Genomic DNA, 24,186 nt, shown 5'->3' on the forward strand with positions numbered 1-24,186 from the left:
CTGATATTTCCAATAACATCAAAAACAGCATTTAGGCGTCTAAATGCTGTTTTTGATGTTAAATTGCTTGCTTAATTTGTAAGTTGCGCTCGAGCTTTTTCTTCACGCGCTGCAGGGCATTATCAATTGACTTTACATGCGTCTGTAGCTCGTTAGAAATCTCTAAATAAGATTTCCCCTCTAAGTGAAGGTTTAGTACATTTCGTTCTAATTCGCTTAATAATTCAGAAATTTTCATCTGCATATCAAGTGATTTTTCACGGTTAATCAGCATCATTTCAGGGTTTGTACGATTTTCTTCTGATAGTAAATCTAAAAGTGTATAGTTTGATTCATCATCCGAAAGCGGCTTGTCCAACGACACGGATGAGTTAAGCGGTCCGTGTTTTTGACGAGTCGCTGTTTTAATAGCTGTTAAGATCTGCCTTGTGATGCAGAGCTCTGCAAAACTTCGGAATGAACTCGTTTTATCTTCTTTAAAATCACGAATGGCTTTATATAAGCCAATCATGCCTTCTTGAATAAGGTCTTCTCGCTCAGCACCAATGAGAAAATAAGGACGTGCTTTTGCTCGTACAAAATTACGATAGCGATTAATCAAGTGATTGAGCGACTCATCATCGCCTGTGTGTGCTAATTCGACTAGTGTCATGTCTTCTAGTATTTCGTAGTTTCTCATCATCTTTAACTCAATGTGAATACTCATTTATATCCCCCCGTTGACCTCTATTGAATGTTGATGTAGATTGCTTTTTTCTGCTTTTCTTTCAAGGGTCCATAATGGCAAAGTGACATAAAACGTAGTGTCCGTTTATTAGAATGAATACTGTTTAGTTTGAAAACCCAATGCACAGATTAATTAACGGTGACGTCAAACTTATTCCCTTGAATGCCTCTCCCTGGATATTAGTATACAGACTCTTTTTTGAAAACGTTGTCGAAATGTGAAAGTGTTTACAAAAAATTCTAATATATTTATCTGAAAATTTAAACTTTTGTTAGCGAGCTCTGTCGAATCGCCTTATGTAGCTAAAAAATGACTGCTTATAAAGGATTGTTTTGAACCCATCGACAAAAGAGGTTACAGGCATCCCCAGCGTTTTTAACATTCCCTAAAAAAATGCCGAATGTTTCATGAATGTTTCCTTTTTTCTTCATTTCGTCCGACAGTAAATCAGTCCCTTGAAAAAACACATCCATTGTTCCATTTTTTCGTTCCAAAGCAATGCCTTCTAAATACGCTGTGTTCTCGTCTTGCCAGCTGTCTACGTGCAAGTGATTACCCGTGTAGTTTTCATGATTAAAGTAAAAAAGGTTCATCATACATTCTCCTAATCTTCGAAAAAACCAATTTTACACTAGATCGTAAAATTGGTTTTTTATGTTACAAAAAAGTATTAGTTTAAAATCCAATATTCGCTTCATCGTTATTTGACCAAGCATTACGCTGGCCTTTTTTATTATCTGCTTTTAATTCGTTACAAATATCGATGATGTTGACATTATCTTCATAATGTTTTTGAAGAGCAATGCTGTTATACAGCTCATTAAGCTGCGCATATGAAAATTCATTTGTAGCAGAAACAAGCTCTTTAATTTCTTCTGCCGTCAAAAGATCCCTGCTGTTTTTCTTCACAAGATACTGTTCGCGAAGTCTCGGTGTTGGAAGCTTAATTTCATAGGCGCGGTCAAATCGCCCGGAGCGGTTAATAAGCGCGAGATCAATACGTTCTGGATAATTGGTTGTGCCGATTAAGTAAATCCCCTCTTTAGATGTCGCGCCATCAAGAGTATTTAAAAAGACAGAGCGAATTCCTTGAGGCATAGAGTCAATATCTTCAATAACGAGCACCATCGGACTCATTTTTGCAACGGAAGAAAATACTTCTTGAATCGAATAACTGGACGTATACTCAGTAATTTGCCAATAGGCAACGGGAGCTTCAATACTCGTTGCAATCGATTTGACAAGCGTTGTTTTACCGTTTCCAGGCTTTCCATACAATAAGATTCCACGTTTATATGGAATTTGATACGTATGAAAAAACTCTCCGCCGTTTGTGAAAAATTCGTCAATAGAACGATAGATTTGATTTTTGAGCTTATCTTCTAAAAAAACTTCGTCCCGCTTAACAAGCGTTGTAATCTTCTCTTTATGATTTTCAACACCATCTTCTGTATCAATAAAAATGGTCACGTAATCTTTAATATAGTCCCGCTTACGTTTTAACACATAGTCTAAAAAGGATGATAGGCTTTCTTCACTTGATGCCAAAATGTAGTCATACTGAGTCAATTCGTTCTTTTGAAAAGCAGGCATACGCACAAGCGCTAGGTTATGCTTTTCATAATAATAAAGGTGATTGTAGAGCGATGGTTTTAAAATAAGCTCCATTTCTTTGTCTGTATGATTGGAAGAAATAATCCCCATTTCTAAGCAGTCAAAAACGGAAGCGAGTTCCGTAACACTTTCAGGGTGAAGCTCTAGATCTTCTTCAAGTACTTCCCAAATCTCATTAGACGTATCGCTATCAACATATAGTTGGAAATCGTGACCTGTCTTTGTTTTTAAATACTCTTTAATCTTCTGAACAGGAAAAGCGTAGCTGTAGTACTCAGGCGCTTCATCGATTGTCTTAGCTGAAAATTGAACTAAAGCTTGTTTCGTTTTTGTCATGTAGTGTCTCCTTCAGGTTTAATATGTCTAATTATACAACATTTTACATACTTTGACTTCTTTTATGTACATAACGTTAGAACATTTGAAAGAAATAACAGAACAACTATGCGACAGTAAAAACGAAGAAAAAGAGCATTGAAATGGACCATTCTTAGCCGTCAATTTTAGTGCGTTATCCGAAGATCTACTAGAAAGCGAGCTGTTTGGCTATGAAGAAGGCGCATTTACCGGTGCAAAAAAAGGTGGGAAACAAGGGATTTTTGAGCAAGGTCATGGAGGGACCATTTTTTTAGATGAAATTGGCGACAGCAGCCCTAAGCTACAGGCTAGGCTATTGCGTGTGCTGCAAGAAAAAGAGGTTCGAAGAGTTGGTGGGACCAAAAACATCCCTATTGATGTTCGAATTATCGCAGCTACAAACTGTGATTTGCAAAGCATAATTACCGAAGGCGCGTTTCGCCGTGATCTATACCATCGTTTGAAAGTGCTATATTTAAAGCTTCCACCTTTGCGAAAACGAACCGGTGATTTATCTATTTTAATGGCGCGCTTTATTCAAGAAAGTGAACAGCCGGATGTTTATATCCAGCCACAAGTCATTGAAGCACTATCTCATTATCCTTGGTATGGAAATGTACGAGAATTAAAGAATACGGTGAAGTATATGCTAGCAGTTTGTGACGTGAATGAAGTCAGCATTGATGATTTACCTTCTAACAGTTTCTTTGAACTAAGTGATTATCAAAAAGACCAGAACCAATCAGATTCTAGTCTTGAAGAGCTTGGGATGGATGAGTTGATTTTATTGAAGGGCATTTATGCGTTAACTAGGCAAGGAGTTACGCCTAGTCGCAAGCGTTTGGTTGAGTTTGCTGAAGCATCCCACACGCCTCTTTCTGAGCAGCAGGTGCGCTATCGTTTAGAGATGTTAGAAGAAAAAGGATTAGTGATGAAGCAAAAAGGACGTGGTGGCACAAAATTAACTCGAAAAGGTTATGTAGCGGCTGAAAAACTTAAGTTATCGCTCTCCTAGCACGGAGTTAATGCGCTGCTTCTGGATTTCTGTGTACATCGTTTTTAATTCGAGCATAGAAAGCTCATATAAATGTCGTCCATCTTTTGCCTTATAGCATCCGTAATTAATGAGCTGGTGTAGTACTCGTTCACGCTGGGTTTCTAGGTGTTGTTCATAGGATTGCATGACCGCTTCCCCTTTCGTTGCTTGTTTTTCTTTATTGTCATTATCTTATATTTGTAAGCACTCTCTATCTTTACCCGATGTTTGCGATTAAAAACATGAAATAAAAAAGATTGAATAGGTATAGAATAGGTAGAATTCGTGAAAAAAAGATGAAATGCTCTGGAGTAATGTAATGAAAGAACATCTACGCTTAGCTTGGTTCGCTTCGTGGTTTGCTTTTATTGGGCAAGTCCTTGTCTTTTTATGTGTTGCGCTGTTTACAGGAGAATGGCGCTACCTCTTGTGGAGCTTTCTCATTAGCATGACGGCCGGCCGGGTTAACGGGAATAGTAGTAACAAAAAATGCTGCGGAGAAACATGAGGGTAAAAAAGAACGCTAAACAAGCATCCGACATACTCCTTCAGATGCTTGTTTTTGTTTTAGGTTAAAAGAGTCCTATTATTAAATAAACAGCAGTTCCCCATATAAATAAAGCACTATTTCTTAATTTGCTAAAGCAAAATGTTCTAATTAATCCTGGCTACATTTATGAAACAAGGGATCTATATCATATTCGTCTGTCGTATGCGTACGCGTCATTAGAGGAATTAGAAAAGGGGGTAAATGTTTTATTTGAAGTGTGTAGCGAATATTAAAAACGAAGCAAGAGATATTTTATCGAGATTGGGATAAAGGCAGAATAAAGCAGAGTACAAAGGAGTTACTTTTGTTCATTCTGCCTTTAACTTAGAATCTTAATTCTATTTATACTACCAATTTACTATTCCACCTACTTTTATATGTAATTTTATGTTAAAATAATGGTTATATTTTCATCTTTAACGGAGGATTGTTTTATATGAGTACGTACAACATTGGTGATATTATATTTCAACTCGTGACTTTTGGACTTATCGTCTTGTTTATTGCACTTCTAGTATTTTTGTTTCGTTCATTTTTAAAGAGCAAAAAACAGCTTAATCGAATAGAACAACAAGTGAAAGAGATTACTGAGAAATTGAATAAAGACAAACAATAATAATAAAACCCCTCCTATTTCCAAAGACAATAAGAGGGGTTTTACAGTGCTTTATTTAGAAGCGAAAATTTGTTTCTGATCCCATTTTCCATATTTGTAATAAACAAATGCGATAATGCTGCTTATTACAAAACTCGTACCCATGCCAAGTCCGATACCCGTTTCACCTAGCCACTTAGCGAATAAATACGTGAGCGGATAACGTAGCACCCAAAATGAAATAATGTTTAACACGAGAATCGCAAACATCGCTCCTGACGCTCTTACAACTCCGTTTAAAATAAAGTTAATGCCAAGGAACGGATAAAAGAAAGCGACGACTTTTAAATAATGTGTACCAAACGCCACGGCTCCTTCGTCTTGAATAAATAGGCGAGTCGCCCACTCTGCTAAGAAAAAGATAACCACAGCTACAAGCATCATTATTGCAAAGTTATATACAACTCCATATAGGCCTATTTGATTCACACGACTCCACTTCCCTGCACCGATGTTTTGCCCTGCCATACTGCTCACAGACGTTCCAAGCGCCATCGCTGGAAGCATAAGAATGCTATCTAAGCGTTGAGCTGCGCCAAATCCAGCAACTGCGTCGTTACCAAAAGATGTAACAACGCTCATGATTGCCATCACGCCGGCTGAAATAACGGTCATTTGTAGACCGGATGGAATACCTAATTTAAAGATAAGAGCCGTTTCTTCTCCCTTGGGTAAAGTAGGAATTGAAAACGGTACAAGCTGCTTTTTAAGAATATACATGAGACCGTAAATGAACGCAAAGCCCTGAGATAAAATGGTTGCATACGCAGCTCCTGCAATGCCTAAATCAAACGTCCAGATAAAGATTGGATCAAGCACAGCATTTAAAATAACCGAGATAAACACAAATCGCAGCGGGGTTTTACTATCTCCTACTGCTCGTAGTACAGTACCGATAAAGTTGTACCCGAACAAAAATAAAATTCCGACAAAGTTAATTTGTAAGTATGTTGTAGCGTGGACAAGCATTGTTTCAGGAGTGCCCAGTAACTTCAAGATTGTCTCTGAGTTTAAAAAGCCAATGACGCCAAGTAAGATTGCTAAAGCCGATAATATCACAACAAACGCATTTAAATAACGAGATAGCCCTTCTTTATCATCGTTTCCTTTTTGCTGAGATAAAATTGTTAAGCTGGCATTATTAATTCCAATAATAAATGATAAGATCGTAAAAATAACGGTACCTGAAACCGCAATGGCTCCTAAAGCATCAGACCCTAATAAATTACCGACCCATAGACTATCAATGAACTGATAAGATACCTGAAGCAAATTCGTTAATAGCACTGGCGTTGAAAAGAAAATGAGCTGCTTTAAGATTGAGCCCTCAGTAAAATTGTATTGCTTCATATAACTAAAACTCCTTTAGTGACTATAATAACTCCTATTCTTTTCTTTGCTTGTTCCATAGATTTTGCCTAAGAAAACGCGTCTGGCAACTAAAAAAGAATTAAAAATCATATGGGCACAAAAACTGATTAGTAAACTAACGACTCCAATGATAAGCGGATGCAAACTAATATTTTCGCGCAAAATAATTTGAATTGGAACGTGTAAAAACATAATCGTTAAAGATGCTTGTCCAAATTTCTCAAACACTGCGCCCAATATACTACTTTGAATAAGTTTACTGCCTTGTATCAATAGCAAAACAATAGCTATTGGCAATAAAAGATCAAGACCAAAATGATTATACATATTTACTTTTAAATCCAGCTCGTAGTTTAACAGCCTGCTGTAATCTAATAAAATGACTAAAAGAATAAACACGCTACAGACTAGCTGCGTAATTTTATTGAGCCCAGTAGTTAATCGTTCTTTAAAGAAATAGCCAATTGCATAATAAGTCATAGCCATTAGAACTGTATCCATACTCCAAGGCATAATAAATTGTGTGTGAATTTTTGAAACAGAATACAAATATGCCATTACATAGATGGTCATAAAAATAACTATTTTTATTAGCTTGGATTGTATAAAGAAAACCAAATAGCCGAATAAAATTTGTGTTAAAAGTAAGCATGGAACAAACCAAAAAACGCCGTAATAAAAACCTAGTGCTCTTCCTCCATATAGAAGGGATTCTAAAGTGGAAGGAATAGCCGCAAAGTCATTAGTCTTCCATGTAATATATCCTAGAATCAAAAGCCCAAATGATACGTATGGAACCATAAGGATAATCGTTTTTTTGACAACCCACCTATTTAATGAATTAAGACTTTGTTTTTCAAAAAATAAATAGCCGCTAATCATAAAAAATAGCGGCATATGAAACCAAAATAGATAATGCTGCGCCAGTTCGTGTCCACTGTGACTTATAACGACAGCAGAAATGCCAACCCCCTTAAGGACGTCAACCCACCTCTTATGTTCTCTCATGTGAAGTACCCTTTCTTTTTAACTATAAAACTTATTGAACTACGAACAACAAGAAAAGTCAAAGTGTTGCAACACCTTGACTTTTCTTGTTAGATCATCACCCTTTATTCGTATATACGTTGCGAAGCTGATAGTCACATTGTGAGCAATGATAAATGACGTTTTGATTGGACTGTGCGGTTAACACAGATCCTAATTCGCTTGCAGACTGACATTTTGGACAGATTACAACCGGTTGCTTCATCATCTACACCTCCATTCTTATAATGGAGTGAGAAGAGAAATTTCATACGGTTAATATATATAGTCTCTCGCTAAATCAGACTGAATAACATCCTTATAGGCTAAGCCGTGCTCGCATAATAACGCTTTTATTTTTTGAACAAAAGCAGGAGAACTTTTGGGTGATACGTATATCTCTGTAAATAAATGAGCCAGGTCACAGCGTACAAGATTTCCGTGCAGATGAGAAAATGCAAAAGATCTTTCTTTTAAAGCGTCCATACGCGATTGCCATTCGCTAGCATAGATTTCTTCTTTAATAAATAGCTGTTGGCTCTTCCATGCATCAATGCGACTTGCGATAATAAGCAACCGCAGTTCGTTTTCATAGCTGTACGATTTTCGCTTATAAAAAAGCGTATCAAAGATATTTTCACTCACTTGCTTTTTAGCAAAATCAATGTACTGAACTTTACGCGCAAAAACTTTATAGCGTAAATCCTTAATACTTCCTAATAATCGGTCGTATGTCGTGCGAATGGCGATGCCATCTTGAGATTTCAAAAACAAATCCCACATCCCTGCTGACTCATGCTCATTTATATGCCAAGAGGACAATGCAGAAAATTCATAGACCTTTTCAAGATAGCTTTTTAAATCTTCAGTGGTTGCAAACATGGATTTATCAACATCGCGCATATTCCACATCATGCAATTCGTAGAAAGAGGATCTAGAAACGCAGTGGGCTTTGTGAAAAATAGTGATTTTGTAGATAGCAAGGACTCAAAATGATCTGCGTTCATATAGCGCCAAACAGTTGGATTGTCGTTAATCTTGTACTGCTCATCATAATAGTCATAGCTTGATTCAAAGCCCATCGCATGGTGCGCGGCTTTGTCTTTATAACCTAGATCCATTCATTTCACCTGCTTTACTATAATCATCGATATTTACATTATAGCACCATATCAGGATATTTTTTCAAAATCAAACAAAATTATAGGTGTCTTGACATAATAACATAGTCAACGCCGCCCTTTTGAAACGTCTCATTAGAAGGCGTTAAACCAAATCTTTTATAGTAGGTGGTCTTGTTCTTTCTGGCGTTGCACCAAATTATTTTTGTATTCATCTCTTTCGCTTCATTTATGACGTAATTTAGTAAAGTCGTACCGTAGCCTTTTCCTTGACGACTTGTATCAGTTGCAAATTTACGAAACTGAGCTGTATCACCTTGGACAAAGAGTGAGATTACTGAACAAAGCTCATTATGATCAAATAGCCCGTAATGAATTCCTTCATGATCGTTGTCTATTTTCACATACTCAATATTCTTATCCGGCCACATTACGCTTTGCCTAAGTTGCCACGTGTCTTCTTTTGAAATTTGACGAACATTCAATTGGTTCCCATCCTTTCTTGATGAAAAAAAGTGCTTATAAAAGCACTTTTTACACAACATATTTTAGGTATTTACTTTCCATTTTAGTCAATACGTATACTACTCTTTTACCTTAGTAAGCTGTGTTCGTTTTAACAACTAGGAATGAATGAAATGATAACTTGCTTTTTCAAGCGTTTCTTTAAACATCTTTAAGTCTTCTGTTGTATAGATAGGCTGTTGTTTTAACTGTTCAGTGAAAAAGACAGATAGGTCATCTTTAGTAGAAAAGCAAAGTGAATGGTTTTGTGAGTAGTTTTTTACACTCGTATTATAATCACCGTTAAAATAAACGATTGGTGTTACTACAGGTATATCGCGACGTAATTTTTGCAAGTAAGACTTTAAGCTAGCCGCGTGTTGCTGGACTTCTTTTCCAGGATGAGGCTTACTCATTACTTTAATCTCACCTTCACTTGTTTTCGTAAATACAAAGGTTTGTTCTTCTGTTCGTGCTACCCGAGTGGATAGTGAATCGACTAAAAATGACAGCTCATGAATCTGGTCTTTTCGAATACCATAAAGAATATCTCCGCTCCAGTTCTTCACTTCAATCAAATAAATACCAGTTTTCATTAAAACAACGTGGTCAATTTGTCGAATAAATAGCTGTTCGTTCATGTAATAAGGCATAAAAACGTTTCCCATAATAATCATGTCATCAGCTGTAATTTTATTTTTATGAATTAAGTTTGTTTGTAATGTCGTTAACGTTTTATGAATAACAATTTCACCTTTATTTTTCGAAAAAGCTTCCAAGCTTTTTATATACTTTGTCGATTTAATTAGCTGAGCCGTATGTTTTTCTCGTAAATCTCTGATAATATTTTTGTAGTGCTCTTCTTTCTCTGTTAAATCAGCTTGTTTCTTCTGTTTGTATTCTTCTTCACAAGCAGCGATGGAAACAGCCGCTTCCTTTTGTGCTAGCTCCAGCTGGGTAACATACTTCTCTTCGACTTGTACATTTCGGCGATAAAGGTAAATACAAGTCGTTATTAACCCTAGAATTAAGATTGTGCCAATAATATAAACAATGTACATACCTCTCCTCCTTATGTCTATTATAGAATTTTTTTCCGTCTATAAAAAGAGATTCAAAAAAAATGAACCTAAACACCTACTCTAAAGCGCTATTATAAGCGAAAAAGAGCTTAAAGATAAGCCCTTTTTCTACTTTTTTATGAAGGAATCCTAATTTGTTGACCAATTTGAAGTGCAGATGGGTCAATACCTGGGTTCGCTGCTTGGATTTGTTGAACTGTTACGCTATACATCCTTGCGATTTTATACAGCGTATCTCCTGCTTTTACTATATATGTGCGCACAGGAACATAGATTTCCTGGCCAATCTGTAGAGTAGTTGGATTAACGCCAGGATTCGCATTTCTCAGCGCTTCAACGGTAATGTTATACATATTCGCAATTTTATAAAACGTATCTCCTGCTTGGATGGTATAAACCGTTGATTGGCGAACAGGTAAATTTAAATACACCGCAATCCCTCTTGCGTATGCATTTGCCATCGCTTGTAAGAAAGCTTCATTTTTTAAAAGATTTGCATCCTTCGTTGTGTCAATAAACGCAATTTCAGTTAAAACAGCTGGCATATTCGTTAAGCGTAAAACCGCAAAGTTTGCTGCTTTTTTGCCTCGATTTGTATGGTTGTAAGCTGCTAGTACAGGAATGACCTGTTCGTGCACGCGATTGCGATAGTTTACGGTTGCTGAGCTGACGGATCCATTGTAAATATAATCCTCATAGCCTGTACCACCACCAGCGTTTACGTGAATAGACATGAATACATCAGCTCCCCAAGCATTTGCTTTAGAAGCGCGTTCTGACAAACTTAAAAACGTATCCGTTGTGCGCGTTGTTTGAAGTGTAAAACCAGTATAATTTGTATTCAAAAAACTAATCATGTATTGCTGAAGCTTTAAAACAAGATTTTTTTCTAATAAGCCATTACCGACTGCACCTGAGTCCTTGCCGCCATGGCCGGCATCAAGATAAATCTTTTTCATATGACTTGTCTCTCCCTTCTCTATTAGCTTATGAAAGATGGGAGAGTTGGTAACGGATACAAGCCTATAAACTATTCTTTTCTATACATATTTACGGCATCTATCTTGATTGTTTGATTGATGCAGAACTTTTCTTCGTGACTCCAGTATTTTTACCTACAATGACTGCTATTACTACAACCACAGCCGTTACAATTGTAAAGAATGTAATAGATTCGTTCAAAAAGAGCGCTGCAAAAACAATCATCAGAAACGGCTGTAGATATTGAATTTGACTTATTTTTAAAATGCCGCCCATCGCCATTCCGCTGTACCAAGCTACATAGGCTAGAAACTGACTGACAAAGAGCCGATTAAGCTTGAAATCCAAAACGTAAGCGAAGGAGCTTCATTTGCTCTAATGATCGCAAAGCCTGCTGTGGCTAAGGGTAAAAGTGCTAATTCTACAGCTCCGTGAGATACAGGTAGAGTTTTCATTGCCCAGCTCGTAAGTAAAGGAAACGCCAAAACAGTACCAAGCGATAGATCTATATAAAGAAGAACTATTTACTTATTCTGAACAGCAAGGTCTTTATTCACTACGAGTTCAGCTTGTGAACTATTTGCAAACTCTACAGGTTTTTACCAATCCAGACAAATTATTTATTGTATCTGGCTCTCAGCAAGCTCTTAATCTATTAGTCTCAATGCCTTTCCCAAATGGAAAAAGCAATATTCTCATTAAGCAGCCCACGTATTTTGGCTTTATTGAATCCGCTACCCTGCATCAAGCTGCTACTTTTGGTATTGAGCTAGCCATGGAAGGAATTTACCTTGAGCGTCTAGAGTATATATTTCGAAACAATGATATTAAATTTTTCTATATTGTACCGAGATTTCAAAATCCCCTTGGACATAGCTATACTAATGTAGTAGAAAATATCGTGTTACGCCTCAAAACTTTTTGCGGTTTTAAAACAAAAAAAGAGCTCATCTTTAAAATATAAAGGCGATGAACTCTTTTTTATTTTAAATTAACTTTACGATCCAGTATACACACTGTCACACGTATTCGGCTGCGGCTCGTAGTAGCAGTGGTTTTTATATTGACCTGCAAATGGCTGGCCGTACCAAGTTGGAGGACACGGACCGTATGGGTTAAAATACCAAAGCGCATATTTTGCAGGATACTCACGCCAAAAATCAAGCGTTTTCTTGGCTAATCTTTTCTCTGTACTTCTTGCTCGTTGATAAAAAGCATTCCCTTTTTGAACAGCTTCAAAGGAATAGTTACCTCCTTGCACTTGATAAATAACCTGCGGAATTGTTCGTAGACCTTTAAAGTCAAGGCAATTCGCTTTTACTCGGTTTACAATGACATTTCCAACGTATAACATTCCTTGCTGTCCTTCACCTTCTGCTTCCGCTCGTATCATTCTAGCCATTAATGCAACGTCTGAATCCTTATACTGAACTCTTGGCATAGTCTCACCTCAATCTATAGTATGAAAAAATGCCAAAATTGATGTTAGCGGACAAGAAAATTGATTTATTTACAAAAAACCACCGTCAGAGTGAATAATTTGTCCGGTAATCCACGCTGCGTCATTACTAGCTAGAAAGGCAATAAGTTTTGCTGCGTCAGTAGGCGCGCCAATCCTTCCCATTGGAAAGCGAGGTAGTAAAGTTCGCTTTAACTCTTCATTCATCCAGCCTGTATCGGTTGGACCAGGGTCTACAGCATTTACCGTAATATTTAAAGAAGCAAGTTCAATCGCGATTGATTTTGTAAATGTAGATACTGCACCTTTTGTTGCGATATATGCAAGGTTTCCTGGTTCAGGTGATTTATCTTGTCCGGATACCATATTAATGACTCGCCCACTATGTTTGCCATCCAATCGCCGCGCAAATTCAGCGGTTAAAAGACAGGTGGCTCGAACGTTCACTGCATAGTGATTATCAAGAACTTCTGCATTTAGATTCCGGAAGTCTACGTCAATGGAATGAGTGGCATTATTCACCAAAATAGAAGGTGTCCCAAGTCGCTTTTGAACTTCTTCAAGAAGCTGTGCTGGTGCATCAGGTTTAGATAAATCAAGTGCCAGCGCTTCGCATCTTACGCCATATTTTTTAATTTCGGTTACTAACTCTTTTGACCAACTTGTATCTTCTTCTTCAAAATAGTCCATTTGTCGATCATAAGGAGACCAGTGAGTAAAGAAGATATCTGCCCCCACTTTGGCTAGCTCTATACAAATGGCTGAGCCTATCCCTTTGCTTCGACTTGCTCCTGTTATAACAGCAATTTTGTTTGTTAATTTAGACATATTTGCATCTCCTTGCGGACGCGCCAACCAACGTACGATTGGAGATATGGACTAACAAAAAAAGCAGATGCTAATAGGCACCCGCTCTTTTGTCTTCTCATACATAAGCTTAGGCGTATCCTATAATGGTAACAATGAAAAACAACCCTTTCGTAAAAAAAGGGAATTTGTCTATTCATTTTGTTAATTAACCATTATTGAATGCCAGCCATCTGCATTATGCTCCTTCCATATATCTCCATGATAATTCCATCATAACCCAATATTTAGAAGAAGTAAATATCTTTTATTGCCCTAAGCGTCAAGCGCTCTTTCAAGAAGGGCTTTGTCTAAAAACGGACTTGCTTTCCCTACGCTGTATAGGTGAAGATCATGCATGGCTCTTGTGCAAGCTGTGTAAAAAGTACGGCGTAAACTTTCTTCAGCGTAGACTTTCTCTGATGCGTTGTAGATGATAACGGCATCAAATTCAATTCCTTTTGATAAGTACGCAGGAACCACTACTACTCCTTGCTCATACTCAAGAGAGTTGCTTTTTAACAACTTCAGATCTTTAATGCTAGCTAAAGATAAGTACGCAGATGCGCTTTCTTCTGCAGACTTACAGATAATTGCAATACTGTTGTAGCCCTCGCTCTTGAACTCATCAACCTTGGAGGCAATTGCTTGATGGAGCTCATCATAATCTGACAGCTGTGTAAGAGCAGGTCGTTTACCTTCGCGCTCAAATGGAACGATTGTTTCTCCATTCGGCACAAGCCTTCTCGCCAGCTCAATGATTGGTTTTGTCGATCGATAGCTTCTTGTAATGTTAATCAGTTCCGTCTGCTCTTCACCATAAAGGTTCGTTAATAGTTTAAAGTCGGCATTTTCACTTGCATGAGCAAAAATGGCCTGGTTGAAATCACCAAGTACTGTCATTCGTGCAGCTGGAAATAAACGTTTTAAAAACTCAAACTGAAACGGCGAATAGTCCTGCGCTTCATCAATGACGATATGCTTAATAGCGCTGTTTATTTGAAACCCTTCAATGATTTCTTTTAGAAGTAAAAACGGCGTAGCGTCTTCATAAAAAAGCTTATCTTTCTCTAACGTATCGACCGTGATGTCACAAATGTCAGGCCAATTAGCAGGCGCCTTGTCTTTTAAGTGTTTCGTTATTTCAAGAGAATTCGTGAACAGCTGTTTGTATATTCCGATAAAATCAATAAACTGCAGCGCTTTAATTTTGCTTCGCAGCGGCTTTAGCTTTTGACGCACAATCAGCCTTGCAAGCGCTTGTGGTTCCATATCGTAATCAGCGGTGTCTTCTCTTTTAAATCCGCGTTTTTTAGCTAAATACGCATGTGCTTTATGATAATCTTCATTGCTTAAAAGCTCGATTTCGTCTTGAACCCAAGGCTTTTTGCTTTCGGTTTTTTGAAAGTCAGTTAGCTGCTTCAATAACCTATCTCTTAACTTTTCAAGTCGATTATGAAAGCGGAGAGATGTATCAAAATTGTAAAATCGTTCTACCATTTCTTCTGCTGTTACAACTGCTTTCCCTCTAAACACAACGTCGTTAAATAGCATCCCTTCTGATTCAAGCGATTTTCTGTAGGCTTGAACAGCTTCGAAAAAGCGTGTAGATGCTTTGAAGCGTATGCTTGCGAGCCTCGATTGATAGAAAGATGTCTTTTTAGCTGTTAAAACATATTCTAACTGTTCATACGGCGTTTCTACTTGAAATGCTTTACTTAAGCGGTGGTCTAAATACTCTTGAAACGTCACTTGCTGCATATTTTCTTCTCCAAGCTCTGGTAGTACGTTTGAAACATAGCTACTGAACATAGAGTTAGGTGAAAACAGAATAATTTGATCCGCATTGATGTGGTCTCGGTATTTATACAATAAATACGCAATTCGCTGCAGAGCTGCCGAGGTTTTTCCGCTTCCAGCTGCCCCGTGAACAATCAATAATCGTCCTTTATCGTGGCGAATGATTTTATTTTGTTCTTTTTGAATTGTCGCAACGATACTATGCATTTGCTTATCTGTACCTTTACCTAAAACCTGCTGTAAGATTTCATCTCCAATCGTCAAACTTGTATCAAACATGGACTGAATCACCCCGTTACGAATAAGGTACTGCCATTTCTTTTCAAGCACACCTTGAATCATGCCACCAGGCGTCATATAATGAGCCGGCCCAGGCTGATAATCATAATAGACGCTGGAAACAGGCGCTCGCCAATCGTAAACCAAAAAATCATCTCCGGTTTGGTCATTAAGAGCAGCAATTCCAATATAAATGCTTTCAGGAGCTGAATCTCCTTCTTCTGTAAAATCAATACGACCGAAATAAGGAAGTTCTTTCATCCGATGCAACGTGGATAATCGCTTAGAGGAATGTTTATGTGTACTTTGAGTTACTGATAGCGCCTGAGCTTCCTGACGTAACCCAATAATCGTTTCAAGGTAATCATCAAACGTATCCGTATTTACCTTAACCTCATCCCAAAAGTGCTTGCGAATATGAATGACTTCTTCTTTACGCTTTGTCGTCTCTTCTTCTAGCTTATTTATTTCTTCATTAATTCTTTCCGTAACGTCGTCTACGCGCTTTTGTTCCTGCTGAAGTTCCGAACCCATCGCAAACACCCCTTAAAAAATAGTTGACTAGCGCATCATTTCTATATTATAATTATAGTAGGGAAAATTATAATCGATAACAAATATAGATACGCATCTATACTAATTTATCATGAAATTGTTTTGTTTTCAAGATGTTCAGCAGAAATATAAATCCAAGGATGAGGGTATTGTATACCTTCATCCTTTTTTAATGCTTTTTTGAGATAAGCAGAAGCCGTGGTTATGAAGAAGCTATGCTATCATTCTTGATTGGAGTTGGTGCAATTCCGCACCTCTACGGTAAATTGTTAGTTGTTGGAATCTCTTCTTCCGCTGTTTGTTTATTTGTGATAAAATTTACCAAATGTATATAATGATAATCTAGTAAGCTTACGGCAGAAAGGAGAAACTAGATGAAGTTCGTTCTCATATTCGGCCCACAGGCGGTTGGGAAAATGACGGTAGGACAAGAGTTAGAGAAAAGTACGGGACTGAAGCTGTTTCATAACCATATGACTATTGAGCTTCTTGCTCCTTTGTTTCAATTCAACGAAGAAATGTGGAGATTAGTAGATTTGTTCCGTAAAGAAATCTTTGAAGCTGTTGCAAAAAGTGACGCAGAAGGTATAATTTTCACTTATGTATGGGCGTTTGATATGCAAAGCGATTGGGATTTTGTTAAAGAAGTATGCGACATTTTTGAATCAAAATGCGGTACGATATATTTTGTGGAGCTAGAAGCGGATCTCAACGAAAGAATTGACCGAAACAAAACGTCAAATAGACTGCAGCATAAGCCAACAAAAAGAAACGTAGAATGTGTATATATGTTAATTGTTCCTTAGTTAGCATTTCCTCTAACTTTTTAAAAATGAGCGGAATTAATCTTTCACTTTCAATTACTAACGTATGTCTTTCTTGTTCTACACCTGAAACAATATACGGCACTAGATTGTCCAAATAATTTCTTTTATCGTTAATATTATAATAAATATGAACGCTTTCGTTGTTCTCTATTAATTGAGAAAACTGATTTTCCAATTGTGGACGCTCCCTTATATAAGATCAACCCACATTTTAAGATTCTTAAAATAGTAAATTGTCTATTCGTTAGAGTCATTCTACGCTTTGAATGCTTGTCTGTAAAGCTATACTATACCCCCTTCAAGCTAAGTTAACTGCTGTTAGCAAAATACTCCTTGTGAGCATATATACACTAAAAAAGGTATTTTTCTCTATATTAATATGTTAAGATAAACAAGCACAAAGCAGTCTATTTTAAATTTAATAAAGTGAAAACTGCATGCACAATAATTTAAGAGCAGAAAAAGCCCTTTAAATCCAGGGCTTTTTTCTTTATAAGATAATAACGACTTTACTGTTTACAACATGAAAGATCGATGATGGCCATCACTTGTATAAGGAGATAATAACCGATGCATAGAAATCACAAATTATATCATTTTTTAGTTGAACGCACATGGTCTTTGACTGAAAACTGGTATGAATCATTAGACAAAGAAAATTCATTAGGTGTATATGCTTCAAATGATCCACTCGTAATTGATAAAGTAAAACAGCAAAACCATGAATTTCATATTCGATTTTGTAAAGTCTTTGATAATAACGAGTCAAGTGAACAGTTTTCCATTCACTTCGATGAATGGATTAATTCAATTTCAAAAGATGAAGAACATTTAAACACGCCAATCGACGTCATTTTACATGAGTTTTTCGTTACGTAAAATCAGTATTTGGATTTAATTGAAGAATTTGTTCGGACAAGTAGTGAAACGTATTCACAAGAAACAATCAATAGGTGGAATCGTGTTGTGATTAAAAACTTTAATTACGTCATGACTGTATTCACTAGAGAATACCATGCGCATTCTCAGCTACGATTGAAGGCTCAGCAAGAACTGATTATAGAACTGAGCTCACCTATCATCTCATTGAGTTCAAGCTTAGCCTTACTTCCTATTGTAGGTGAGATTGACACAGACCGCGCTAGGTTTATTCTTGAGAACACTTTAAATCAATGTGTAGATAAGGGGATTCGTCACCTTTTGCTTGATTTATCCGGAGTAGTCATTATTGATACAATGGTGGCTCATCAAATCTTTCAATTAATTGAATCATTAAGCTTAATAGGTGTAAAAGCTACACTATCAGGTATTCGACCTGAAATTGCACAAACTGCTATTCAAATCGGGATTGATTTCAGTAAAATCTCAATTGTCTCTAGCCTTGAACAAGCAATTGCGACATCTAAAACCTATTAATCTATAAGTTTTTGTTAATACTGTACTTGTCCAGAAAAGATTCCTTTCGAGGTAAATCTTTTCTGGACGAAGTTATTTCAAATTAGGATTAAAGGTTTTCAATTTGTTTCAGCTCTATCCCGTTTGAACCACCTCCTCTTTTATAATGTTGAGCTAAAGCAGCGTCTATCATTTGTCTTTTAGAACTAGACATTTATTTGCTCCTCTTATTGGGTGATAATTAAGATAAAGAAATTTGATTAGCGTAACCTATGTATTATTCATCTCATATCCAGGTAATCATCGCAATTATCTGTTTTTAGCTATGTGTAATACAGGCTTCATAAAGCTTAAAGGTATTTTAATTAAATGGTGTCCATGAAACTATACTAACTCCAAGGAAGCCCCAGAACGATTAAATTAGTTCTGGAGCTTCTTTACTATACCGGATAGTGAAAATAATAAACCGTTCCTTAGATAGGCGCTTGCTCTATGTCTATTGTTTTCAGTTCTAATAACTCCTTTAAGAATGTAATTGTTTTTTTAGTATCTTCATTTCCTTCTTTTGTACCATGCTCTTTATGTTCATTAAGAGATTGAAGAATTGCTTCTCTATAAGCATTTGTTTTAATTAACCAGTCACTTAAGAGCTGTTTGGTTGCTTTAAATTCCTCTTCATTTTTAACACCAAATAAACTTTGCATCTCTGGTTCCTCTAACTTGATTGACTGAAAGTTTTCACTCATAACAAGGCAGAAATAATTTTGTTGCAGGTCATAATATTTATGTTCTGGATCGGCTACACTTAGTTAGACAGAAATTTTAAGGTCAAGTAGAATTAACTATACTAATCAGTTATGAGGAGAATCTACATGACAAAAAAAGTACGTCGAACGTTTACCGAAGAATTTAAGCAACAGATCGTGCAGCTATCTCAGAATGGAAAGCCTCGTAAAGACATCATTCGAGAATATGAGTTAACACCATCTTCGCTTGATAAGTGGATTAATCAAAGTAAGTCCTCTGGTTCCTTCAAAGAAAAGGATAACCTCAGCCCCGAACAAAAAGAGCTGCAGGAACTTAGGAAACGTAATAAGCAATTAGAGATGGAGAATGATATTTTAAAGCAAGCCGCGCTGATACTAGGACGAAAGTAAATGTGATTAAGAACAACCAGCATAAATACTCGATATCAGCAATGTGTAAGGTCCTACAACTCCCTAGAAGTACGTATTATTATGAAGCAAAAGAACGAAAGAATGAAGATGATATAACTTCAGACATCATAGAAATTTTCCATCAAAGCCGCCAAAATTATGGTGCGAGAAAGATAAAGCATGAGCTAAAGAAAAGAGGGAAATTGGTTTCTCGTCGTCGAATCGGCAGAATTATGAACGAACAAGGACTTGTTTCAGCTTATACTGTAGCTCAATTTAAACCCCATAAGGATAAACCAAATGAAAGTGATCAAGCGAATGAGTTAAATCGTGAATTTACACAAGAGGAAGAATTGATTGTCGTGGTCAGCGACCTAACTTATGTAAGAGTCAACAGAAAATGGTATTACATATGTGTATTTGTTGATCTCTTTAATCGGGAGATCGTTGGATTTAGTACAGGTGAGAACAAAGATGCTTTACTAGTTTATCGAGCTCTATCGTCAATAAAAGGTAATTTACATACGGTTCAAATGTTCCATACTGACCGAGGAAGAGAATATAAGAACCAAGTCATTGATGAGGCCCTAGAAACGTTTAACATCAAGCGATCTCTAAGTTTGAAAGGCTGTCCGTATGATAATGCAGTAGCAGAAGCAACATTCAAAATCATCAAAACAGAGTTCGTAAAGAAACGTCATTTTGATAGCTTAGAAGAGTTACAAAGAGAGTTTACAGATTATGTGCACTGGTTTAACCATCTACGCATCCACGGTACTTTAGATTATTTAAGTCCAGTGGCATACAAATTTACGCACCTTAAGAAAACTGTCTAGTTTAGTGTTGACAATCCATCTTAAACATTTATAAAAAAGTAAAAACTTTCGTTAATTATTAGGTAACTCTTTACGATCATCCGCCTCTGGTAGTTTTTCTATCCACCCTTTTTTAATCATAATTCTCCCAAAAGATGAGATCGTTTTCAAATCCCGAAAAATAGAGGCGTCACAATGTCCAGCCACATCTATCCTCATACTTGTTACCATAGCTGCAGCATAATACGTGGTGGCTAAATTAAATAAAAATCCAGTATGAAACACCATTAATTTATCTGAAAAAGGAGCTACATCAGAATTTGTAATTTCATTGTCTAATAATTGGGGAGGTTTAAGGTTTTCATACTGAAGGATAGAAGAGAAAATATTTATATTTTTATTAACTGTACGTAAACAATTATCCATAAATTTATGAATGTCTTTATCTTTAATTACTTGTTTAAATCCAATGACGAGAGCCTTAGCCGCAATACTCTTTTTTAGATTAAAAAAAATGTTTCCCGCTTCCATTGAATTTAAAGGTCTTTTATCTCCGAATAAATCCATAACATATCCTATCTCTGTAACTGATTGACTCCTTTGAGATGTAGAAAAATAGGGAGATTGTTGATAAATACCTTTGGATAAAAGAATTTCAATCGACTTATTATAAATCCCCATAGCATCAATGTTGCATTGGAAATAGTGATCTCGTATATCTTTTCTGGTCGACACACTAAAAGATATACTATATCCAGCTAACCCGTGCATTGTCATCTCATGCATGTAGCCTAACCAAAAAACATCTGTAAACAGAGGAGGAGCATCTACATTTACATCTTTTTCAGTAAATCCTGGTGTGAAAATACGGACAGGATACCCTTTTTCAGTAGGCTCATTTGATAGAATAAACGTTGTTTCAGAGAAATTAATTTCCTTGGCAATTTTTTGCATCTCTTCTGTTGATAAATGTCCTGCTTCTTTAAAAACAGCTAGCTGGTTTCCCGTATACTTTCCTTGCGAAAATACGTCTACAATTGAAAATTTCATTATTCTACCTCCCATCTACTTGCTGAGAATAATGATAAGTCATACGGTGCTTTACCTGTAGTCAAAAGATCACTTATTACTTCACCAACAGCGCTGCTGAATTTAAATCCGTGCCCTGAAAACCCTGCTGCGAACACAACGTTTTTATACAATGGGTGCGTATCAATAATAAAGTTTTCATCTGGTGTCATCGTGTACATACACGTTTTGCCGAACTTCAGCTTTCCTACTTGCGGCATATAGCTACGAAGTAAGTTTTCCAGTTCTGCACGATCTCCATCGTTAAAAGGCGCCATCTCTTCATTTGGATTTTGGGCTTGCTGAATGCCATCATGACGGCCTAGTTTTAAACCCGCTCCGTCAATGCTTGGAAACCCATAGTACATCCCACTTTTTGTATCAAATGAAAACGCAGGGAATTTCCCTTCTCCGTAAAATTTTTCATCTGCTTCAAACCACGCAAAGGTCTTGCGGATAGGTGTTGCAGGAAGATTGAGTCCTAGCTTAGCTAACAGCTCTTTGGACCAGGCTCCGGCAGAAAGAACCAAACGTTTACCTTCATATACGTTGTCACCTGTATGCACCTTTACGCTATCTTCTGTTACTTTGATACCTTTCACAGGATGATTAGTTAACAGCTCAGCTCCGTATTTTAACGCAAACTCTTTGTAAGTGCGAATAGCATCTTCACATTTTAAAACGCCTGAGGTTGGTTCAAAACAGCCAATGAACGAATCCGGAACAGTGATTCCAGGAAATCGCGTATGTATTTCAACTGCGTTTAACACTTCAAGTGGTAGACTATATGTTTTTGCACTTGAAATGACGGTTTGAATAAACGATGAGGTCTCTTCTCCTACGCTCAGTACTCCCGTTTTTAAAAAGAACGATCGTCCACTTTCTTTTTCTAGCTCTTCCCACAGCTCTTTTGCTCGGAGTGCAAGCGGTACGTACTCTTCTCCTTCTCCGTATGCATAGCGAATAATGCGCGTCTCGCCGTGATGGCTTCCGCTCGCATGGGGTGGATCAAAGGCATCAATAAGTAAAACTCTTTGCCCTTTTTTTGCTAAAAAATAACCGGCTGCCATTCCCATTGAGCCGGCTCCAACTACAATTACGTCGTATTTCATAATAGCCTCCAAGTTTTCGAATGAATATTTTTACTATTTTAACATATTTGAAGGTTATTACGTATAATAAAACTGCTTGCCATGAAACAAGGCAAGCAGCGAAAAGTTACGCACTTAATTTTGAACAGAGGGTATCTTTGAAAATACAAACCTATCCAACAAATATACCGCAATAATTGAAATTCCAACAAGTGGCATGACGATCCCGAGTCCAAGCATGATAAAGAAAACAACTCTTGTCACTTTGGAGTCCTTTGACTTAGGTGGTGCTCCGGAACTTTCTTGAGGTTTTCGCTTACGCCACATAACATACGAACTAACAATTAAACCAATTAATCCAAGACACGTAATGAGGCCGAGAATTTGATTTGCTACGCCAAATAGCCTTCCTTCATGAAGCGCAACTCCCATTGTAATTCCTTTTCCCATAATACCGTAATCATCAAAGCGAACATCGCTTAAAATAGCACCTAAATATTGATCAACGTGAAGAGTTGCATTATCGCCGGGCTTAGTATGAGATGTTGAAATGGTATAAACACCTTTTTCACCTTGAGGCATTGAAATTGTATATGGCTTTTGAATTTTTTCAGCTTGTGCTATATCAGTCACTTTCTCAAGAGAAAGCGGCACGTAGCCAGTAACAGATGAATTGGGAACTGGAATGTTTTCTGCAGCCCACGGTATATCCTCTGCTACGTCTTTTGTTTTAACAATTGATTCAGGCTTTTCACCAAAGCTATGTGCAAATGGTGGGTAGCCCGTGTTTGAATACGTAGCAAGTCGATTAATTTGCTCTCCCATCACTCCTGACCAAGGAAGTCCTGTTAGAATTAAAATTAACATAAATAACGATAGCCAAAATGCAGGAACAGCGTGCATATCTCGCCAAAATATTCTTCCTTTTCGGTTAAACCTTGGCAAAACTGTTCCCCATATCGACGCTTTATTTCTTGGCCACCATATGTACAGACCCGTAATTAATAGAATAACAGCCCAGCAGGCAGCTAGCTCTACAAGTCGATTGGCAAGCGTTCCGCCAATGAGCAATTCACTATGAATCTTTTTGAAAATAGTCGTGAATTTCTCGTCATCTGAGAGAGTTCCAGCTACTTCTCCAGTGTACGGATTTATAAATGCTGAAGACATCTCTCCATTTGTCATAATCCCAATCTCAGCTGTACGAAGTGGATCATCATAATATTTTATTGAAGTAATAGCTGTTTCTGGATACGCTTTTTGGACCTCATCTATTTGTTTTGTTGAAGGTAGTATATCTCCTTTTTCTTCTACGTAATACAGGTCGTGATAAAGAACTGACTCAATTTGTGGCTTAAATAAATACACCGCACCGCTAAACGCTAATATGATTAAAAATGGTGCAAAAATAAGTCCTGCATAAAAATGCCACCTCCACACTGTTTGATAAATAGCGGCTGAGGTTTTCTTTTTGTGTACCTCTCTTTGTCTTTTTGGTTTTGGTGTTAATTTAACTGCTTCCACCCAATGCTCCCCCTAGTATCAGATCTATACAAATTAAGTAATGAACGCAATAAGTTAACGCTTACAATATTGATATCATTACTTATTCACCTTTAGTTATACTAAATAAATGTGTGGAAAAAATGAAACCTAAAAAAATTGTTGCTTTATTTCGAAAATATACAAAAAACGAATTGACAGACGTTATAGAGATTTATAAAATAAAAGAGAACTTACATATCGGGGCGTTAGTTCAGCGGGAGAATACTTCGCTGGCAGCGAAGGGGTCAGGGGTTCGAATCCCCTACGCTCCATAAGAAAAGAGAGGTCTTTCTATAGAAAGACCTCTCTTTTCTTATCATTTTT

General features: G+C 37.0%; 23 protein-coding genes, 1 tRNA gene and 5 pseudogenes. 10 read left to right on the plus strand and 19 right to left on the minus strand.

What is annotated here, in order from left to right; translation table 11 throughout:
- Positions 1-58 precede the first annotated feature (58 nt).
- The 3 genes from sigH to MKZ18_RS10605 all read right to left on the minus strand — a co-directional run bounded on the left by sigH (position 59) and on the right by MKZ18_RS10605 (position 2,677).
- Entirely contained in the window at positions 59-706 is a 648-nt protein-coding gene (sigH, locus tag MKZ18_RS10595; RefSeq protein WP_061785188.1) for an RNA polymerase sporulation sigma factor SigH, read from the minus strand.
- A 338-nt stretch (positions 707-1,044) separates the two neighbouring features.
- Positions 1,045-1,323, minus strand: a complete 279-nt coding sequence (locus MKZ18_RS10600; protein WP_138116989.1) for a hypothetical protein — start codon at positions 1,321-1,323, stop codon at positions 1,045-1,047.
- Positions 1,324-1,402: 79 nt separating this feature from the next.
- Positions 1,403-2,677: an ATP-binding protein gene (locus MKZ18_RS10605; protein ID WP_341344541.1), complete on the minus strand. Its 1,275-nt coding sequence runs from the start codon at positions 2,675-2,677 to the stop codon at positions 1,403-1,405.
- Between the two features lie 142 nt (positions 2,678-2,819).
- Between MKZ18_RS10605 and MKZ18_RS21090 the strand changes: the two are divergent.
- Positions 2,820-3,713 (plus strand): annotated as a pseudogene (locus MKZ18_RS21090) (sigma 54-interacting transcriptional regulator); the annotation flags it as partial.
- On the opposite strand, the gene fbpA reads toward MKZ18_RS21090, so the two are convergent.
- The gene (fbpA, locus tag MKZ18_RS10620; protein ID WP_025911010.1) at positions 3,699-3,881 is read right to left on the minus strand and encodes a Fur-regulated basic protein FbpA; all 183 of its coding nucleotides are present in this window, start codon (positions 3,879-3,881) and stop codon (positions 3,699-3,701) included. The pseudogene MKZ18_RS21090 and the gene fbpA overlap by 15 nt on opposite strands.
- Before the next feature lie 172 nt (positions 3,882-4,053).
- Here fbpA and MKZ18_RS10625 point away from each other — a divergent pair, with 172 nt between their 5' ends.
- The 3 genes and pseudogenes from MKZ18_RS10625 (at position 4,054) to MKZ18_RS10635 (ending at position 4,900) form a co-directional block, all read left to right on the plus strand.
- On the plus strand, positions 4,054-4,242 hold the full coding sequence (locus MKZ18_RS10625) for a hypothetical protein (protein WP_025911008.1): 189 nt from the start codon (positions 4,054-4,056) through the stop codon (positions 4,240-4,242).
- A gap of 98 nt (positions 4,243-4,340) precedes the next feature.
- A pseudogene (locus MKZ18_RS10630) lies at positions 4,341-4,517 on the plus strand (PLP-dependent aminotransferase family protein); the annotation flags it as partial.
- A gap of 203 nt (positions 4,518-4,720) precedes the next feature.
- Positions 4,721-4,900 carry a DUF4083 family protein gene (locus MKZ18_RS10635; RefSeq protein WP_076512949.1) on the plus strand — a complete coding sequence of 60 codons (180 nt, stop codon included), beginning with the start codon at positions 4,721-4,723 and terminating at the stop codon, positions 4,898-4,900.
- Positions 4,901-4,951: 51 nt separating this feature from the next.
- Here MKZ18_RS10635 and MKZ18_RS10640 read toward each other — a convergent pair whose 3' ends face one another.
- The 8 genes and pseudogenes from MKZ18_RS10640 to MKZ18_RS10675 form a co-directional block, all read right to left on the minus strand.
- Positions 4,952-6,289, minus strand: coding sequence for an MATE family efflux transporter (locus MKZ18_RS10640; RefSeq protein WP_061785193.1), 1,338 nt, complete (start codon positions 6,287-6,289; stop codon positions 4,952-4,954).
- 15 nt (positions 6,290-6,304) lie between these two features.
- On the minus strand, positions 6,305-7,318 hold the full coding sequence (locus tag MKZ18_RS10645) for an acyltransferase family protein (RefSeq protein ID WP_061785194.1): 1,014 nt from the start codon (positions 7,316-7,318) through the stop codon (positions 6,305-6,307).
- Positions 7,319-7,415: 97 nt separating this feature from the next.
- Entirely contained in the window at positions 7,416-7,565 is a 150-nt protein-coding gene (locus MKZ18_RS10650; protein ID WP_169799843.1) for a hypothetical protein, read from the minus strand.
- 47 nt (positions 7,566-7,612) lie between these two features.
- Positions 7,613-8,458: a DUF2971 domain-containing protein gene (locus MKZ18_RS10655; RefSeq protein ID WP_341344542.1), complete on the minus strand. Its 846-nt coding sequence runs from the start codon at positions 8,456-8,458 to the stop codon at positions 7,613-7,615.
- 80 nt (positions 8,459-8,538) lie between these two features.
- Positions 8,539-8,943, minus strand: a complete 405-nt coding sequence (locus tag MKZ18_RS10660; protein WP_061785196.1) for a GNAT family N-acetyltransferase — start codon at positions 8,941-8,943, stop codon at positions 8,539-8,541.
- Positions 8,944-9,081: 138 nt separating this feature from the next.
- Positions 9,082-10,023, minus strand: coding sequence for a nuclease-related domain-containing protein (locus MKZ18_RS10665; RefSeq protein ID WP_025910999.1), 942 nt, complete (start codon positions 10,021-10,023; stop codon positions 9,082-9,084).
- A gap of 137 nt (positions 10,024-10,160) precedes the next feature.
- Positions 10,161-11,003, minus strand: a complete 843-nt coding sequence (locus MKZ18_RS10670; RefSeq protein ID WP_061785197.1) for an N-acetylmuramoyl-L-alanine amidase — start codon at positions 11,001-11,003, stop codon at positions 10,161-10,163.
- A gap of 100 nt (positions 11,004-11,103) precedes the next feature.
- Positions 11,104-11,528: pseudogene (locus MKZ18_RS10675) on the minus strand (EamA family transporter); the annotation flags it as partial.
- On the opposite strand from MKZ18_RS10675, the pseudogene MKZ18_RS10680 reads away from it, so the two are divergent.
- A pseudogene (locus MKZ18_RS10680) lies at positions 11,519-11,938 on the plus strand (aminotransferase class I/II-fold pyridoxal phosphate-dependent enzyme); the annotation flags it as partial. The pseudogenes MKZ18_RS10675 and MKZ18_RS10680 sit on opposite strands and share 10 nt — an antisense overlap.
- Positions 11,939-12,022: 84 nt before the next feature.
- On the opposite strand, the gene MKZ18_RS10685 reads toward MKZ18_RS10680, so the two are convergent.
- The 3 genes from MKZ18_RS10685 to helD all read right to left on the minus strand — a co-directional run bounded on the left by MKZ18_RS10685 (position 12,023) and on the right by helD (position 15,943).
- Positions 12,023-12,466 carry a cell wall hydrolase gene (locus tag MKZ18_RS10685; RefSeq protein WP_061785200.1) on the minus strand — a complete coding sequence of 148 codons (444 nt, stop codon included), beginning with the start codon at positions 12,464-12,466 and terminating at the stop codon, positions 12,023-12,025.
- A 69-nt stretch (positions 12,467-12,535) separates the two neighbouring features.
- A complete protein-coding gene (locus MKZ18_RS10690) occupies positions 12,536-13,312 on the minus strand; it encodes an SDR family oxidoreductase (protein ID WP_061785201.1) in 777 nt (258 codons plus the stop codon).
- A 294-nt stretch (positions 13,313-13,606) separates the two neighbouring features.
- Positions 13,607-15,943: an RNA polymerase recycling motor HelD gene (gene helD, locus MKZ18_RS10695; RefSeq protein ID WP_144594184.1), complete on the minus strand. Its 2,337-nt coding sequence runs from the start codon at positions 15,941-15,943 to the stop codon at positions 13,607-13,609.
- Between the two features lie 395 nt (positions 15,944-16,338).
- On the opposite strand from helD, the pseudogene MKZ18_RS10700 reads away from it, so the two are divergent.
- The 3 genes and pseudogenes from MKZ18_RS10700 to MKZ18_RS10710 all read left to right on the plus strand — a co-directional run.
- A pseudogene (locus MKZ18_RS10700) lies at positions 16,339-16,743 on the plus strand (AAA family ATPase); the annotation flags it as partial.
- A gap of 618 nt (positions 16,744-17,361) precedes the next feature.
- Positions 17,362-17,670 (plus strand): hypothetical protein, encoded by a 309-nt coding sequence (locus tag MKZ18_RS10705; protein WP_341344543.1) that lies wholly within the window; start codon positions 17,362-17,364, stop codon positions 17,668-17,670.
- 87 nt (positions 17,671-17,757) lie between these two features.
- A complete protein-coding gene (locus MKZ18_RS10710) occupies positions 17,758-18,207 on the plus strand; it encodes an STAS domain-containing protein (protein ID WP_341344544.1) in 450 nt (149 codons plus the stop codon).
- Between the two features lie 452 nt (positions 18,208-18,659).
- On the opposite strand, the gene MKZ18_RS10715 is transcribed toward MKZ18_RS10710, so the two are convergent.
- Positions 18,660-18,890 (minus strand): hypothetical protein, encoded by a 231-nt coding sequence (locus MKZ18_RS10715; RefSeq protein ID WP_144594186.1) that lies wholly within the window; start codon positions 18,888-18,890, stop codon positions 18,660-18,662.
- A gap of 168 nt (positions 18,891-19,058) precedes the next feature.
- Between MKZ18_RS10715 and MKZ18_RS10720 the strand changes: the two genes are divergently transcribed.
- Positions 19,059-20,179, plus strand: a protein-coding gene (locus MKZ18_RS10720) for an IS3 family transposase (protein WP_341344545.1) whose coding sequence is annotated in 2 segments (ribosomal slippage) — positions 19,059-19,308 and positions 19,308-20,179 — 1,122 coding nt in all. Because the reading frame shifts where the segments join, the coding sequence is not laid out codon by codon here.
- 51 nt (positions 20,180-20,230) lie between these two features.
- Here MKZ18_RS10720 and MKZ18_RS10725 read toward each other — a convergent pair.
- The 3 genes from MKZ18_RS10725 to MKZ18_RS10735 all read right to left on the minus strand — a co-directional run bounded on the left by MKZ18_RS10725 (position 20,231) and on the right by MKZ18_RS10735 (position 23,841).
- Complete coding sequence (locus tag MKZ18_RS10725) at positions 20,231-21,208, minus strand: DUF3231 family protein (protein ID WP_260864990.1); 978 nt, start codon at positions 21,206-21,208, stop codon at positions 20,231-20,233.
- Positions 21,208-22,350: an N-methyl-L-tryptophan oxidase gene (gene solA / locus MKZ18_RS10730; RefSeq protein ID WP_260864989.1), complete on the minus strand. Its 1,143-nt coding sequence runs from the start codon at positions 22,348-22,350 to the stop codon at positions 21,208-21,210. The genes MKZ18_RS10725 and solA overlap by 1 nt, the downstream gene beginning before the upstream one ends.
- A 102-nt stretch (positions 22,351-22,452) precedes the next feature.
- Entirely contained in the window at positions 22,453-23,841 is a 1,389-nt protein-coding gene (locus MKZ18_RS10735; protein ID WP_144594161.1) for a PepSY-associated TM helix domain-containing protein, read from the minus strand.
- A 221-nt stretch (positions 23,842-24,062) separates the two neighbouring features.
- Here MKZ18_RS10735 and MKZ18_RS10740 point away from each other — a divergent pair.
- Positions 24,063-24,134: transfer RNA gene (locus tag MKZ18_RS10740), tRNA-Ala, on the plus strand.
- Positions 24,135-24,186: the final 52 nt, after the last annotated feature.

The sequence above is a fragment of the Priestia sp. FSL W8-0001 genome (genome assembly GCF_038050335.1).
Taxonomy (GTDB): Bacteria; Bacillota; Bacilli; order Bacillales; family Bacillaceae_H; genus Priestia; species Priestia flexa.

Bases quoted from the DNA above. Each gene is read 5' to 3' on its own strand.
- sigH (WP_061785188.1), bottom strand. From the start codon at position 706: ATGAGTATTCACATTGAGTTAAAGATGATGAGAAACTACGAAATACTA.
- MKZ18_RS10600 (WP_138116989.1), bottom strand. From the start codon at position 1,323: ATGATGAACCTTTTTTACTTTAATCATGAAAACTACACGGGTAATCAC.
- MKZ18_RS10605 (WP_341344541.1), bottom strand. From the start codon at position 2,677: ATGACAAAAACGAAACAAGCTTTAGTTCAATTTTCAGCTAAGACAATC.
- fbpA (WP_025911010.1), bottom strand. From the start codon at position 3,881: ATGCAATCCTATGAACAACACCTAGAAACCCAGCGTGAACGAGTACTA.
- MKZ18_RS10625 (WP_025911008.1), top strand. From the start codon at position 4,054: ATGAAAGAACATCTACGCTTAGCTTGGTTCGCTTCGTGGTTTGCTTTT.
- MKZ18_RS10635 (WP_076512949.1), top strand. From the start codon at position 4,721: ATGAGTACGTACAACATTGGTGATATTATATTTCAACTCGTGACTTTT.
- MKZ18_RS10640 (WP_061785193.1), bottom strand. From the start codon at position 6,289: ATGAAGCAATACAATTTTACTGAGGGCTCAATCTTAAAGCAGCTCATT.
- MKZ18_RS10645 (WP_061785194.1), bottom strand. From the start codon at position 7,318: ATGAGAGAACATAAGAGGTGGGTTGACGTCCTTAAGGGGGTTGGCATT.
- MKZ18_RS10650 (WP_169799843.1), bottom strand. From the start codon at position 7,565: ATGATGAAGCAACCGGTTGTAATCTGTCCAAAATGTCAGTCTGCAAGC.
- MKZ18_RS10655 (WP_341344542.1), bottom strand. From the start codon at position 8,458: ATGGATCTAGGTTATAAAGACAAAGCCGCGCACCATGCGATGGGCTTT.
- MKZ18_RS10665 (WP_025910999.1), bottom strand. From the start codon at position 10,023: ATGTACATTGTTTATATTATTGGCACAATCTTAATTCTAGGGTTAATA.
- MKZ18_RS10670 (WP_061785197.1), bottom strand. From the start codon at position 11,003: ATGAAAAAGATTTATCTTGATGCCGGCCATGGCGGCAAGGACTCAGGT.
- MKZ18_RS10685 (WP_061785200.1), bottom strand. From the start codon at position 12,466: ATGCCAAGAGTTCAGTATAAGGATTCAGACGTTGCATTAATGGCTAGA.
- MKZ18_RS10690 (WP_061785201.1), bottom strand. From the start codon at position 13,312: ATGTCTAAATTAACAAACAAAATTGCTGTTATAACAGGAGCAAGTCGA.
- helD (WP_144594184.1), bottom strand. From the start codon at position 15,943: ATGGGTTCGGAACTTCAGCAGGAACAAAAGCGCGTAGACGACGTTACG.
- MKZ18_RS10705 (WP_341344543.1), top strand. From the start codon at position 17,362: ATGCATAGAAATCACAAATTATATCATTTTTTAGTTGAACGCACATGG.
- MKZ18_RS10715 (WP_144594186.1), bottom strand. From the start codon at position 18,890: ATGCAAAGTTTATTTGGTGTTAAAAATGAAGAGGAATTTAAAGCAACC.
- MKZ18_RS10725 (WP_260864990.1), bottom strand. From the start codon at position 21,208: ATGAAATTTTCAATTGTAGACGTATTTTCGCAAGGAAAGTATACGGGA.